Source organism: Streptomyces sp. NPDC058045, from assembly GCF_042885635.1.
In the GTDB taxonomy this organism is placed as follows: Bacteria; Actinomycetota; Actinomycetes; order Streptomycetales; family Streptomycetaceae; genus Streptomyces.
Genome location: NZ_JBHVRR010000025.1, coordinates 1 through 13,143 on the forward strand (window position 1 = coordinate 1; position 13,143 = coordinate 13,143).

General features: G+C 73.9%; 10 protein-coding genes. 5 read left to right on the forward strand and 5 right to left on the reverse strand.

The features are described from left to right. Window positions 1-93: 93 nt before the first annotated feature. The gene (locus tag ACFVST_RS16940; RefSeq protein WP_390151866.1) at window positions 94-648 is read right to left on the reverse strand and encodes a septum formation initiator; all 555 of its coding nucleotides are present in this window, start codon (window positions 646-648) and stop codon (window positions 94-96) included. 59 nt (window positions 649-707) lie between these two features. Then, window positions 708-1,733, reverse strand: a complete 1,026-nt coding sequence (gene rsmH, locus ACFVST_RS16945; RefSeq protein WP_390151869.1) for a 16S rRNA (cytosine(1402)-N(4))-methyltransferase RsmH — start codon at window positions 1,731-1,733, stop codon at window positions 708-710. 604 nt (window positions 1,734-2,337) lie between these two features. On the opposite strand from rsmH, the gene ACFVST_RS16950 reads away from it, so the two are divergent. From ACFVST_RS16950 to ACFVST_RS16960, 3 genes are read left to right on the forward strand one after another with little or no spacing between them, the layout of a single operon-like run. Next, window positions 2,338-3,366, forward strand: a complete 1,029-nt coding sequence (locus ACFVST_RS16950) for an AAA family ATPase (protein ID WP_390151872.1) — start codon at window positions 2,338-2,340, stop codon at window positions 3,364-3,366. Beyond that, on the forward strand, window positions 3,366-4,913 hold the full coding sequence (locus ACFVST_RS16955) for a DUF58 domain-containing protein (RefSeq protein ID WP_390151875.1): 1,548 nt from the start codon (window positions 3,366-3,368) through the stop codon (window positions 4,911-4,913). The genes ACFVST_RS16950 and ACFVST_RS16955 overlap by 1 nt, the downstream gene beginning before the upstream one ends. After that, window positions 4,910-7,300, forward strand: a complete 2,391-nt coding sequence (locus tag ACFVST_RS16960) for a DUF3488 and DUF4129 domain-containing transglutaminase family protein (protein ID WP_390151877.1) — start codon at window positions 4,910-4,912, stop codon at window positions 7,298-7,300. Before ACFVST_RS16955 ends, ACFVST_RS16960 begins: the two co-directional genes overlap by 4 nt. 324 nt (window positions 7,301-7,624) lie before the next feature. On the opposite strand, the gene ACFVST_RS16965 is transcribed toward ACFVST_RS16960, so the two are convergent. From ACFVST_RS16965 to ACFVST_RS16975, 3 genes are all read right to left on the reverse strand, one after another. Further along, window positions 7,625-8,050, reverse strand: coding sequence for a DUF3040 domain-containing protein (locus ACFVST_RS16965; RefSeq protein WP_390151880.1), 426 nt, complete (start codon window positions 8,048-8,050; stop codon window positions 7,625-7,627). Between the two features lie 274 nt (window positions 8,051-8,324). Then, window positions 8,325-9,095: a methyltransferase gene (locus ACFVST_RS16970; RefSeq protein ID WP_390151883.1), complete on the reverse strand. Its 771-nt coding sequence runs from the start codon at window positions 9,093-9,095 to the stop codon at window positions 8,325-8,327. 196 nt (window positions 9,096-9,291) lie between these two features. Then, window positions 9,292-9,810: an SAV_6107 family HEPN domain-containing protein gene (locus ACFVST_RS16975; RefSeq protein WP_390151886.1), complete on the reverse strand. Its 519-nt coding sequence runs from the start codon at window positions 9,808-9,810 to the stop codon at window positions 9,292-9,294. A gap of 441 nt (window positions 9,811-10,251) precedes the next feature. Between ACFVST_RS16975 and ACFVST_RS16980 the strand changes: the two genes are divergently transcribed. Together ACFVST_RS16980 and ACFVST_RS16985 are read left to right on the forward strand one after the other, a co-directional pair. Further along, window positions 10,252-11,031 (forward strand): ATP-binding cassette domain-containing protein, encoded by a 780-nt coding sequence (locus tag ACFVST_RS16980; RefSeq protein WP_390151889.1) that lies wholly within the window; start codon window positions 10,252-10,254, stop codon window positions 11,029-11,031. Next, window positions 11,003-13,123 carry a YhgE/Pip family protein gene (locus ACFVST_RS16985; protein WP_390151891.1) on the forward strand — a complete coding sequence of 707 codons (2,121 nt, stop codon included), beginning with the start codon at window positions 11,003-11,005 and terminating at the stop codon, window positions 13,121-13,123. Before ACFVST_RS16980 ends, ACFVST_RS16985 begins: the two co-directional genes overlap by 29 nt. The last annotated feature ends 20 nt before the right edge of the window (window positions 13,124-13,143 follow it).

Genomic DNA, 13,143 nt, shown 5'->3' on the forward strand with positions numbered 1-13,143 from the left:
GCACCCGGGCGGGCGCCGGTCGCGGGCGGCGGGCGGCGGGCTCGGGTCGCCGGGCGGGGCCCGGTACCCGGCGGCGCGGGGGATGCCGGTCGGTCACTGGGTCACCTGCCGGGGCTCGGAGCGGTGCGGGGAGGGCGCCGGGGAACCGGCGGGCGGGAACGGGGTGCTGGATTCGGCGGCCAGCCGCGCGGACGCCGAACTCCGGGGCGTGGCCGGGGAGTTGGGCGAGGCGGTGGCGGACGGGCCGGGCGAGGCGGCGGGTGCCCGGGTGCGCAGGGCGGACGGCGAGGCGGTGGACGGTACGCCGCGCACCCGGCCGTCGGGCCCGAGGAAGGCGGGGTCGCCGCCCGGCACCAGGCCGAGTTCACGGGCGCGGCGCTGCAGGGCGTCCGGGTCGGAGTAGCCGTTCACATCGTGCTGGAGCTCCTGCTCCTGGTCGGTGAGGTCGGTGGTCTCCTTCTTCAGCCGGCTCAACTGGAACGAGCCTTCGTTCAAAGAGGAGTTGAGCATCAGCAGGGTGATCAGCCCGCCGCTCAGCAGGACCACCACCAGCAGGACGAACGGTGTCCTCGCGGCTCGGCTCGGTCCGGTGGGGAACATCCGGGCCAGCCTGGCGGCCCGCCCCCTCAGCCGGGGTGCACTGCTCATCCGTCCCTCCCCTGCGGTGTGGTGGTGCGCTGCTCAGACGGTGGCCCGCGGTCGGCGGCTCATTCGGCGTCCTCGCGGATGCGCTGGGCGCCGCGCAGCCGCGCCGGGGCGGCCCTGCGGTTCTCGGCGATCTCCTCCTCGGTGGGCAGTTCCGCACCGCGGGTGAGGAGCTTGAGGCGGGGCTGGTACCGCTCGGGCACCACCGGCAGCCCGGCCGGCGCGGTGCTCGCCGCCCCGGCCGCGAGCACCTGCTTCACCAGCCGGTCCTCCAGCGACTGGTACGAGAGCACCGCGATCCGGCCGCCGAGGGCGAGCGCCCCGACCGCCGCCGGCACCGCCCGTTCCAGGACCGCCAGTTCACCGTTGACCTCGATCCGCAGGGCCTGGAAGGTGCGCTTGGCCGGATTGCCGCCGGTGCGCTTCGCGGCCTGCGGGAGGGCGTCGCGGATCACCTGGACCAGACGGGCGCTGTTGGTGAACGGTTCCCTCTCGCGCTCCCGCACCACGGCGCCGACGATCCGCTTCGCCTGCTTCTCCTCGCCGTACGCCCGCAGGATCCGCACCAGTTCGCCGGGCGGGTAGGTGTTGAGGACCTCCGCGGCACTGGCGCCCGTCGTCTGGTCCATCCGCATGTCGAGCGGGGCGTCCTGCGCGTAGGCGAACCCCCGGTCCGCCTCGTCCAGTTGCATGGAGGAGACGCCCAGGTCGAAGAGGACGCCCTGGACGCGGGGCAGGTCGAGCCGGGCGAGGACCTCGGGCAGCTCGTCGTAGACGGCGTGCACCAGGGTGGCGCGCTCGCCGAAGCGGGCCAGCCGCTCACCGGCCAGCCGCAGCGCCTCCTTGTCCCGGTCCAGGCCGATCAGCCGGACGGACGGGAAGGTACCGAGCAGGGCCTCGCTGTGCCCGCCGAGACCGAGGGTGCAGTCGACCACGACGGCGCCCGGGGCGGCGAGCGCGGGGGCCAGCAGATCAAGGCAGCGTTGCAGCATCACCGGTACGTGCCGGGTGTTCCCGGCGGCTTCGGGGGCGCCGGTCCCCTCCGGTGCGGCGCCGGGCTGTCGCGGCTGCGGTTCGCGCCCTTGCATTGGCCCTCTCAGGTCCTGCGGGCCCGTACGCACCGCCGGGTCCCCGCCCGCTCGTGAAGGGGAACGGCCCGCCGGCGCCGGGTCAGCGGCGTCAGCCGACCGGGAGCGGGAGGAGGCCGAGCCGTACGTGCGGGCCACGCACGCGGGGGGATTTCCGTGTGAACGGTAATCCCGGTCAGGATGTGAAGCAGACAGTGAGCTGGGAGGCCCCGCCTCCCGCTTCGCGTCACTTTAGTCCACCGGGTCGTCCGGTCAATCAACCGCCCTGCGCGTCGCCTGCGGCGGCGCACCAGCCCCCGCCGGCCATCTCACCCCTACGGGTGAACGAACTTGCGCGGCCACCCCCGTCATCCGGGACCATCGAACACATCTGCGGCGGCCCGGCCGACGAAATGCCCGCGGATCCGGCATAACGCCGCCGGTGTCCACAGGCAAGTGACACAAACGGGCACGCCAACAAGAATGCTCATGTGGCACCGCGCGGGTTCGGCCCGCGAGGTGTCCGTGATTTCGGGGTGGGACCGGTACGCGGCACACAGCGCGGGCCGGTCCGACATGGGGACCCAAGCTCGTCCGGAGCACGGGGAAGGGCCGAGGAGGGCCGGTGACGACCTATGACGATCGAGCGAGCCTCACTGACTTGACCAGCACCGCGGAACGGGTGCGCAGGTCGGTGGAGGACGTGATCGAGGGCAAGCCCGAGGTCGTACGGCTCTCGCTGACGGTGCTGCTCGCCGAGGGGCACCTGCTGATCGAGGACGTGCCGGGCGTCGGCAAGACGATGCTGGCCAAGGCCCTCGCCCGCTCCATCGACTGCTCGGTGCGCCGTATCCAGTTCACACCCGATCTGCTGCCGTCCGACATCACCGGGGTCTCCATCTGGGACCAGCAGCGGCGGGACTTCGAGTTCAAGCCCGGCGCGATCTTCGCCCAGATCGTCATCGGCGACGAGATCAACCGCGCCTCCCCCAAGACGCAGTCGGCGCTGCTGGAGTCCATGGAGGAGCGGCAGGTCACCATCGACGGGAAGACCTACGAGCTGCCCGGCCCCTTCATGGTGGTGGCCACGCAGAACCCGGTCGAGATGGAGGGCACCTACCCGCTGCCCGAGGCGCAGCGCGACCGCTTCATGGCCCGCGTCTCCATCGGCTATCCCAGCCCCGAGGCCGAGTTGCAGATGCTCGATGTGCACGGCGGCGTCTCCCCGCTGGACGACCTCCAGCCGGTGGCGCACGCCCACGAGATCCTCAAGCTGGTCGACACGGTCCGCTCGGTGCACGTGGCGCCCGCGGTACGCCGGTACGCGGTGGATCTGGTCGCCGCCACCCGCACCCACCCGGACCTGCGGCTCGGCGCCTCACCGCGGGCCACCCTGCATCTGCTGCGGGCGGCGAAGGCGGCGGCGGCGCTGGCCGGCCGCGAGTACGCCCTGCCGGACGACGTCCAGGGCCTCGCGGTCGCCGTACTGGCGCACCGGCTGCTGCCCACCGCCCAGGCCCAGCTCAACCGCCGCACCGCCGAGCAGGTCGTCCAGGAGATCATGCAGCGCACCCCCGTCCCCGCCGCGCACGGCGGCCGCGGCGCCGGGCACCCGGCGTACGGGCAGCAGCCGCCCGGCGGCCGGGGGGCGTGATGAGTGCTCAGGGCGCCGCGGCGCCCGGGGCGGAGCAGCCGCGCGGCGGGGTGCGCACCGCACTGGCCGGGCTCACCACCCGCGGCCGGTCCTTCCTGGCCGCGGGGATCGCGGCCGGGGTGTGCGCCTTCGTCCTGGGGCAGAGCGAGTTGCTGCGGGTGGGCCTGCTGCTGGCGGTGCTGCCACCGGTGTGCGCCGTGGTGCTGCTGCGCACGCGGTACCGGGTCACCGCCAGCCGCCGCCTCTCCCCCGGCCGGGTCCCCGCGGGCGCGGAGTCCCGCGTCCACCTCCGGATGGACAACGTCTCCCGGCTGCCCACCGGCCTGCTGATGCTCCAGGACCGGGTGCCGTATGTGCTGGGCCCGCGGCCGCGGTTCGTGCTGGACCGGGTGGAGGCGGGCGGGCGGCGCGAGGTGTCCTACCGGGTGCGGTCCGATCTGCGGGGCCGCTATCCGCTGGGCCCGCTCCAGTTGCGGCTGAGCGACCCGTTCGGCATGTGCGAGCTGACCCGCTCCTTCTCCTCGTACGACACGCTGACGGTGGTGCCGCGGGTGGAGCCGCTGCCCACGGTGCGGCTCTCCGGCAAGGGCAGCGGGTACGGCGAGGGGCGGCAGCGCTCCCTCGCCCTGGCCGGCGAGGACGACGTCATCCCCCGCGGATACCGCTACGGCGACGATCTGCGCCGGGTGCACTGGCGCTCCACGGCCCGGTACGGCGAGCTGATGGTGCGGCGCGAGGAGCAGCCGCAGCGCTCCCGCTGCACGGTGCTGCTGGACACCAGAGCGTCGGCGTACCGCGCCGCCGGGCCGGGCTCCGCCTTCGAGTGGGCCGTCTCGGCCACCGCTTCGATCGTGGTGCACATGCTGGAACGGGGCTTCTCGGTACGGCTGTTGACCGACACCGGGAGCACGGTGCCCGGCGAGGGCGGTGACGGGTTCGCGGCCAGCGGACAGGAGACGGCCGAGGCGGCCGGGCTGATGCTGGACACCCTCGCCGTGCTCGACCACTCCGAGGGCACCGAGCTGTCCCGCGCCTACGCGGTGCTGCGTACCGGCGGCGAGGGCCTGCTGATCGCGCTCCTGGGCGCGCTGGACGAGGAGCAGGCCGCGGTCGCCGCCCGGATGCGGCACCGCGGCGGCGCCGCCCTCGCCTTCGTACTGGACCCGGAGGCCTGGACTCGGGCGGGGGCGGGCAGCGGGGACGGCGCGGGTCTGCGGCTGCTGAGGGAGGCGGGCTGGACGGTGCTCCCGGTACCGCCGGGCGCCGAGCTGACCGAGCTGTGGCGCCGGACGGAACGCCTGCCCGGCGCCCCGGAACCGGCCTCCGTCCCGGGTACGGGCTTCGCCGGAGGATCTGCTCAACGGGCTTACGGAGCCGGGTCGTTCGGTTCCGCGTCCGCTCCGGGAACCGGGGCGGCAAGAGCCACCGGTGCCGGGACCGATTCCGGCGCGGGACCCTCGGGGGCTGCGGATGCCGGTGGCGCGCAGGGTGGTTCGGGGACCGGCCGGGACGGATCCCGGGGCACGGGGCTGAGGGGGCGGCGATGAGCGGACGGAGCCGGCTGGCGGTGAGCGCCGCCCTGGCGAGCCTGCTGGCGGCGTGCGCCCTGCTGCCGCTGGTCGACCGGTCCACCTGGATCCTCCAGGCCGCCTTCCTGGTCGCGGTACAGGCCGGGGTCGGCACACTGGCCCGGCGGATTCCGCTGGCCCGGCCGCTGACCGTGCTCGCCCAGGCCCTGGTGTCGCTGCTGCTGCTCACCCTGGTCTTCGCCCGCGAGCAGGCCCTCGCCGGTGTACTGCCCGGCCCGCAGGCCATCGACCGCTTCGGCCTGCTGCTCCAGGCCGGTTCGGACGACGTCGGCCGGTACGCCACGCCCGCGCCGCTGTCCGACGGGATCCGGCTGATGCTGGTCGGCGGAGTGCTGGTGGTGGCCCTGCTGGTGGACGCGCTGGCGGTCACCTTCCGAAACGCGGCCCCGGCCGGACTGCCGCTGCTGGCGCTGTATTCGGTGGCGGCCGGTCTGGCGGACAACGGGGCGGCCTGGCTGTGGTTCCTGCTGGCCGCCGCCGGCTATCTGCTGCTGCTCCTCGCCGAGGGACGGGACCGGCTCTCCCGCTGGGGGCGGGTCTTCGGCGGGGCGCCCCGCGAGCCGGACGGATCGGGGGGCCGGGCGGGCGGCGGGCGGGTCGTCGCCCCGGTGCGTACCGGCCGCCGCATCGGCCTGGTGGCGCTGGGCGTCGCGGTGGTGGTCCCGCTGACGCTGCCCTCGCTGGACGGCGGTCTGCTCGGCGGCGACGGCCACGGCCGCGGCCCGGGGCGCGGCGGCGGTGGGACGATCTCCGCGGTCAACCCCCTGGTCTCGCTCCAGAACAGCCTCAACCAGCCCGACGACCGCCAGGTCCTGGCGTACCGCACCACCACCCGGGACACCGAGGACCTGTACCTGCGGATCGTGTCCCTGGACGACTTCGACGGCCAGTCCTGGAAGCCCTCCCTCCGACGCATCGAGGACGTGCCCGCCACCCTCCCCACCCCGCAGGGCCTCAACCCCGGCGTGGGCACCACCGAGATCCGGACCAGCATCTCGGCCGCCGACTCGTACAAGCAGGACTGGCTGCCGATGCCGTATCCGGCGACCCAGGTCCGCATCGACGGCCGCTGGCGGTACGAGCCGGTGGGCCGCACCATCGTCGGCGACCACCGCCAGAACACCGGCGGCGCACGCTACGAGGTGACGAGCCTCGCGGTGCAGCCGACGGCCGAGCAACTGGCGGCCGCGCCGGACGCACCGGCCGGGCTGCGCCAGGAGTTCACCTCGCTGCCCCGCTCGGTCCCGCCGGTGGTGAAGGCCACCGCCCGCGCCGTGACCCGGGGCGCGGACAACGACTACCAGCGCGCTGTGAAGCTCCAGGACTTTTTCGCGGAGAGCGGCAACTTCTCCTACGACACCACGGTGGAGACCGGCGGCGGCACCGAGGCCATCGCCCGGTTCCTGAAGCAGCGGCGGGGCTTCTGCGTGCACTTCTCCTTCTCCATGGCGACCATGGCCCGCACGCTGGGCATACCGGCGCGGGTCGCGGTCGGCTTCACCCCCGGCTCCCCGGCTGCCGACGGCACCATGTCGGTCGGCCTGAAGGACGCGCACGCCTGGCCCGAGTTGTACTTCGAGGGCGTGGGGTGGACCCGCTTCGAGCCGACGCCGAGCCGCGGCACCGCCCCGCAGTACACCCGCCCCAACGCCCCGAGCAGCAACCCGGACAATCCCTCGGAGCCGTCCAGCGCCGCCCCCGTGCAACCGACCACCGCTCCCTCGGAGTCGGCCGGCTGCACCCCGGAGATGAAGAAGCTGGACGGCTGCGGCAGCGCGCCGCCCCAGGTCACCGGCGGTTCCGATTCCGGCGGTCCGCCGCTGGGGCTGCTGCTGGGCGGCGGTCTGGCGGTGCTGCTGGTGCTGTCCGTTCCGCTGCTGCCGATGCTCTGGCGGCTGCGGGAACGGTCGGTACGGCTCGGTTCGCGGGGCCGTACGGAACCGGACGCCGCGGACCGGACGCTGGCCGCCTGGCTGGAGTTGACGGACACCGCCTGGGACTACGGCATCGCACCGGACGGTTCGCTGACACCGCGGCGGGCCGCGGACCGCATCGTGCGGGTCACGGAACTCGACCCGGCGGCCGCGGAGTCGGTGCAGCGGGTGGCGGCTGCGGTGGAGCAGGTGCTGTACGCACCGCGGCCGCAGCCAGCGGCGGGGCTCGCCCAGGACGTACGGCGGGCTTCGGCGGCGATCGGTGCGGGGGCGGGCCGGGCGGCGCGACTCCGAGCGCTCCTCGCGCCGCGCTCCGCGGCCCGCGCCCTGTGGTGGTTCCGCGCCCGACGCCACACCCTCGCCACCCGCGTCGCCACCTGGTGGACCACCCACCACGCCCGCCGCGCCTGACGCGGGCCGCCGGAGGGGCGGCGAAGTGAGCGGGGGCGGGGTGGGACCGGCGGGTCGGCACCGAAGTCTGGCCGGAAACGAATGCCGGGCCGGAGGCGACAGAACCACCAACGACCCCGCGATAGGTGGCCACGGCGGCCCGGGCACGACGACCCCGGGGCACACCAGCGGGCCGCCCCGGACGGGAGACGGCCGACACAACCACCGGCGCCGCGGACAGGGCGGCGCCCACACGACTGTGGGCTGCCCCAAGCGGGACAGCCCACAGTCGGCGTTGAGTTGGAGTGCCGCGGGGGCACAGCCCGGTGCGGGCTGTGACACGGCCTAGCGGTCGTGGCCGCCGTCCTGGCGGCGCTGCCAGCGTTCCTCGATGCGGTCCATCATGGAGCGTCGCTGGCGGTTCTGGCGTCGGGCCGAGGGCGCATTCCCGGAATCGCGGCCTCCGGGTCCGGGCTGGGGCGGCTGCTCACCCGGCTTGGGTGCCTTCCGCCATCCGGTGATCGCGAGCACCGCGCACCCCAGCATCACGACAAAGCCCACCACGCTCAGCCACCACATCGACGGCACGATCATGCCGGCCATGAGGAGCGCGATACCGATCAGGAAGCCCACGACCGCCTGGTAGACCCGCCGCCGGGTGTACTTGCGCAGCCCGCTTCCCTCAAGCGCTGTCGCGAACTTTGGATCTTCGGCGTACAGCGCTCGCTCCATCTGCTCGAGCATTCGCTGCTCGTGCTCCGAGAGCGGCACGGAATCCTCCTCATCGTGCAGTCGCCTGGGCGACCGGGGGGTTCCCTTCAGGATAGGCAGGGAATCGCCCCCGTGAAACCCGCCCCTCTGCGCCAATCCACCTGCCGAACCGCCATGATGACCCGGCCCGCTGAAGCCTGCATTCCCCGGCGGGCGGCCCGCCATGCCGAACCGTCTCCCTCGATCATACGGCGCACCGCGCCATATCGGGCGCCGTGTGGCGTACTCCATCTGCCGCTGCGTACCTGATCAGCGGGTGCGCGTACGGGTGCGGTCAGGCGGTGGGAGGCGGCTGCTTCTCGCCGAGTACATGGAGTTGGGTGGCGACGGACTGGAAGGCCGGCAGTTCCGCGGCGGCGGCCTCCAGCTTGAGCAGGGCTTCCAGGGCGGCCGGTTCGGTGTCGACGAGGACGCCCGGCACCAGGTCGGCGAAGACCCGCACACCGTGGACGGAGGCGACCTGGACCCCGGCCTCTTCGACAAGGCCGGTGAGCTGCTCGGCGGTGAAGCGGTGCGGCACCGGGTCGCCCCCGCCCCAGCGGCCGTCGGGATCGGTGAGGGCGTGCCGGGCCTCGGTGAAGTGCCCGGCGAGGGCCCGGGCGAGCACGGCGCCGCCGAGGCCGGCGGCGAGCAGGCTGAGCACTCCGCCGGGACGCAGCGCCGCCACCACGTTGCCCAGGGCTTCGGCCGGCTCGTCCACGTACTCCAGGACGCCGTGGCAGAGCACCACGTCGTAGCCCTCGCGCCGGGCCACGTCGAAGAGGCCGTGGGCGTCGCCCTGGACGCCCTGGACCCGCTCGGCGACTCCGGCCTCGGCGGCGCGGCGCTCCAGCGCGAAGAGGGCGTTGGGGCTGGGGTCGACCACGGTGACCCGGTGGCCGAGGAGGGCGGCGGGCACGGCGAAGTTGCCACTGCCGCCACCGGTGTCCAGGACGTCGAGGGACTCCCGGCCCGCGGCCTTGACCCGGCGGTCGAGGGCGTCCCAGAGGACCTCCCAGACCACGGCGGTACGGAGAGAAGCGCGGGGGCGCATCGGGTCCGACACGGCAGTTGACTCCTCGGCGGGGCACCGCCTCGTACCGGCGGAGCGATCGGGGTGCTCCCGGGCCTCGGTGGCCTGCGGGAGCGGGGCAGGCCTGCCCACCCTATTGCCTCCGCTCCCCGGCTCCGTCCTGGCATACCGGCCCGCCCGGGACCTGCGCCCAGGCCGGACCCGGGCGCCCTCGCGCGTACCGGCGGGCTCATGGCGCCGGGGGGCGCGGCTGGGGCAGTACCGGCTGGAGTACCAGCATCCGTTCCACCAGGCGCAGGAACATCGCGGCGTCCCGGAGCAGGTCGTCGGCCTGGCGGCGGGCGACCGCGTTCCGTATGCCGGCTTCGGCGCGGGCGCGGCGGGCGGCGCCGGAGGCGAACAGGGCGCTCCACTCGGTGAGTTCGGGAGCGATCTCGGGGAGCACTTCCCAGGCGCTGCGGATCTTGGCCCGGCCGCGGCGGGTCGGCTCGGGGCGGGCGCGGGCGGCGAGGACGGCGGCCGCGGTGCGCAGGGCGGCCAAGTGGGCTGTGGCGTAGCGCTCGTTGGGGGTCTGGTGGTGGGCCGCCTCGTCGAGCCCGGCGCGGGCCTGGGCGAGCAGTTCGAGAGCGGCGGGCGGGGCGGACGCGCGGCGCAGCACGGGGTGCACATCGCTGGCGGGTCCGCTCGGCGAGGGGGCAGGGCCGGTGGCGCGGCGCCGCGGTGCGGCTGCTGCGGACGAACTGGCCATGACGATCCTCCTGTCGTCTCTGTGACGGCGCTGTGGCCGTATGTGCCCATCGTGGAGTACGCCACTGACAATCGGCTCTGACCAGGCACTTTGCTTCGATCGCAGGTTCGGGATAGATTTTGAACTGACCGGTCAGTTCAAAAGAGATCGACGGTCGAGCGGCCGCCCGGGAAGCGGCGGCCGGTGGCGGCGACGGCGGAGGGGGCCGGTTCCGTGCAGGGGATGCACCACGGCAAGAGGCGGCACCGTAAGCGTTCCGAGCGTTCCGGTACGCCGGATGCGGGCGGCGGCGGAGCCGGGACCGGAGGCGCGACCGAGTCCGCCCCCACTACCGAACCACCCGCACCTGAAAGGGAATCCGAGCCTTCCGCCCCCGAACTCCCCACCCTTGACTGCGAGTCCGAGACATCCGCCCCCGAACCCCCCACCCCCGGCGTCGAGTTGAACGTGCACGGGTTCGGGTTGAAAGGGCCGCGGGGGTGGGTCTTTCGGGAGGTGGAGTTCAGGGCGCCGGGTGGGTCGCTGGTGGCGGTGGTGGGGCCGTCCGGCTCCGGTCGTACCTGTCTGCTGCTGGCGCTCACCGGGCGGATGCGGGCGAGCGAGGGGTGGGCGGAGGTCGGCGGGGTGCGGCTGCCGGGGCGGTCGGCGGCGGCGCGGCGGTTCTGCGGGCTGGCGCAGGTGCCGGGGGTGAGCGACCTCGATCCCTCGCTCACCGTCGCCGAGCATCTGCGCGAACGGGCCTTGTTGCAGCGGCGGTTCGGCGGTTCGGTGCGGGCGCTGCTGCGGCCGCCGTCCGAGCGGAGGTCGGACGCCCGCCGCCGGGTCGACGCGGCGCTGGAGGCGGCCGGGCTCGATCCGGAGGGCCTGCCCAAGGGCCTCCGTACCCCGGTGCGGGACCTGGAGCGGTTGGAGGCGCTGCGGTTGTCGGTGGCGCTGGCGCTGATCGGGGAGCCGAGGCTGCTGGCGGTGGACGACGCGGATCTGAAGCTGGGGCCCGCCGAGCGTGCCCAACTCTGGGCGCTGCTGCGGTCGTTGACCGACTCCGGCATCACCGTACTCGCGGTGTGCAGTGAGGTTCCGGAGGACGGCGGCCCCCTCGTCCTGGCCCGCACCGCCGCCGAGGCACCACCCCAACTCACCGCCTCCGCAGCGGAGTTCACCCCCATTACAGAGTCCCGAGAGGAGATGCCCGATGCGTGCACCGAGGCTGGCCGCGCTTGAGTTGAAGCGCTTCGGCCGGGGACGGCTGCCCCGTGCCGCGCTGGTCGCCCTGCTGCTTCTGCCGCTGCTCTACGGGGCGCTCTACCTGTGGTCGTTCTGGGACCCGTACGGCAGGTTGGACCGGATTCCGGTGGCGCTGGTCAACGAGGACCAGGGGGCGGAAGCCGGGGGGCGGAAGGTGGCCGCGGGGGCGGACATCGTGCGCGGGCTGCACGAGAGCAACACCTTCGACTGGCGCGAGGTGAGCGCCGCCGAGGCCCGTCGCGGGGTGGCGGACGGCACGTACTACCTGTCGCTGACCATGCCGCGGGACTTCAGTGAGCGGATCGCGTCCAGTGCCGGGGAATCGCCCGAGACGGGTGCGCTGCGGGTGCGGACCAATGACGCGAACAACTACATCGTGGGGCAGATCTCCCGCACCGTCTTCTCCGAAGTGCGCTCGGCGGCCTCCACCAAGGCCTCCCGCTCCTTCCTGGACCGGATCTTCATCTCGTTCTCCGACATCCACGGCGCCACCGAGCGGGCCGCCAAGGGCGCGGACCGGCTGGACAGCGGTATCGGCAGGGCGAAGCAGGGTTCCAAGGATCTCGCGGACGGGCTGAGGGACGCCAAGTCCGGCTCCGGCAAGCTGAGTAGGGGCCTGAAGAAGCTCGACAAGGGTGCGGGTGAGCTGCAGAAGGGTTCGCGCCAGGTGGCGGACGGCACCGAGCAGCTCGCCGGCAAGGTCAACACGACCGCGGACCGGGTCCGGCCGTTCCTCCGGGACCACGGTCAAACCATCGCGGACAGCGCGCAGTTGGTGGCGGACGGGGCGGGCGCCATCCGTGAGCACCTCGATGTACTGGTGGAGACGGCGCCGGCCGCGGAGACCGGCACCCGTAAGGCCGCCGACACCCTCGCCACGGTCTACCGCGACCGCTGCGAGAAGCCGGCCGACGCCCAACCCGCCCCGGACCAGGCCGACTTGGCGGGGCCCGACCCGGCCTGCGCCGACCTGAAGAAGGCCCGGGACGCCGCCGCCGAAGCAGCGAAGCTGACCAAGGACGTGCACACCGTCCTCAAGGACTACGACGGCGACGTCGAGGACTTGGACAAGGACCTGGGCACGCTCCAGCAGCAGGCCAGGGCGTTGAAGAAGGCCGCGCCGACCCTCGCCGACGACCTCGACGGCGCCGTAGCCAAGATCAACAAGCTGAACGAGGGCGCCGGCAAGGTCGCCGACGGGGCCAGGACCCTGCACACCGGTCTCGGCACCGCCCGCAGCGGTGCCCGCGAACTCGACGCGGGCATAGGCAAGTTGGGGGCGGGGGCGAACGATCTGGACGGCGGACTGTTCAGGTTGGCGGACGGTTCCGGGAAGCTCGCGGGCGGCCTGCATGACGGCGTCGACCGGATACCCGACTACGGCAAGCAGGACCGCGACCGGCGGACCGGAGTGATGGCCGACCCGGTGCGCCTCGCCACCCAGGATCTGCACAAGGCGCCCAACTACGGCACCGGTTTCGCCCCTTACTTCATCCCGCTGTCGCTCTGGGTCGGCGCCATGGTGGCGTACATGCTGATCCAGCCGCTGAACCGGCGGGCGCTGGCGGCGGGCGCCTCGGCCTGGCGCACCACGGTGGCGGGCTGGCTGCCGGTGGCGGCCGTGGGCGTGCTCCAGACCGCGGCACTGATGTCGGTACTGCACTGGGGTCTGGGCCTGGAGATGGCCAGGCCGGCGGGGACGGTCGGCTTCCTCTGCCTGGTCACCGCCTGCTTCGCGGCGATCGTGCAGTGGCTCAACGCCCGCTTCGGCGCGGCCGGCCGCATCCTGGCGCTGGCGCTGCTGATGCTCCAGTTGACCTCGGCGGGCGGCACCTACCCGGTGCAGACCAGTCCCGGCTTCTTCGCCGCCATCCACCCGTATCTGCCGATGAGTTACGTGGTGGACGCGCTGCGGCGGCTGATCACCGGGGGCGGGCTGGGGCCGGTGTGGCAGGCGGGTGTGGTGCTCGCCGCGTTCACCGCGGGCGCGCTGGCGCTGACCGCGGTCGCCGCCCGGCGCAGCCAGGTGTGGACGGTGGACCGGCTCCATCCGGAGCTGAGCCTGTGAGCCTGCGCGGCCCCGCCGCC

What these genes read in the sequence shown, in the direction of transcription:
- ACFVST_RS16975 (WP_390151886.1), bottom strand. Translation starts at nt 9,810, where the DNA reads ATGGCCAGTTCGTCCGCAGCAGCCGCACCGCGGCGCCGCGCCACCGGC.
- ACFVST_RS16940 (WP_390151866.1), bottom strand. Translation starts at nt 648, where the DNA reads ATGAGCAGTGCACCCCGGCTGAGGGGGCGGGCCGCCAGGCTGGCCCGG.
- ACFVST_RS16985 (WP_390151891.1), top strand. Translation starts at nt 11,003, where the DNA reads ATGCGTGCACCGAGGCTGGCCGCGCTTGAGTTGAAGCGCTTCGGCCGG.
- rsmH (WP_390151869.1), bottom strand. Translation starts at nt 1,733, where the DNA reads ATGCAAGGGCGCGAACCGCAGCCGCGACAGCCCGGCGCCGCACCGGAG.
- ACFVST_RS16960 (WP_390151877.1), top strand. Translation starts at nt 4,910, where the DNA reads ATGAGCGGACGGAGCCGGCTGGCGGTGAGCGCCGCCCTGGCGAGCCTG.
- ACFVST_RS16955 (WP_390151875.1), top strand. Translation starts at nt 3,366, where the DNA reads ATGAGTGCTCAGGGCGCCGCGGCGCCCGGGGCGGAGCAGCCGCGCGGC.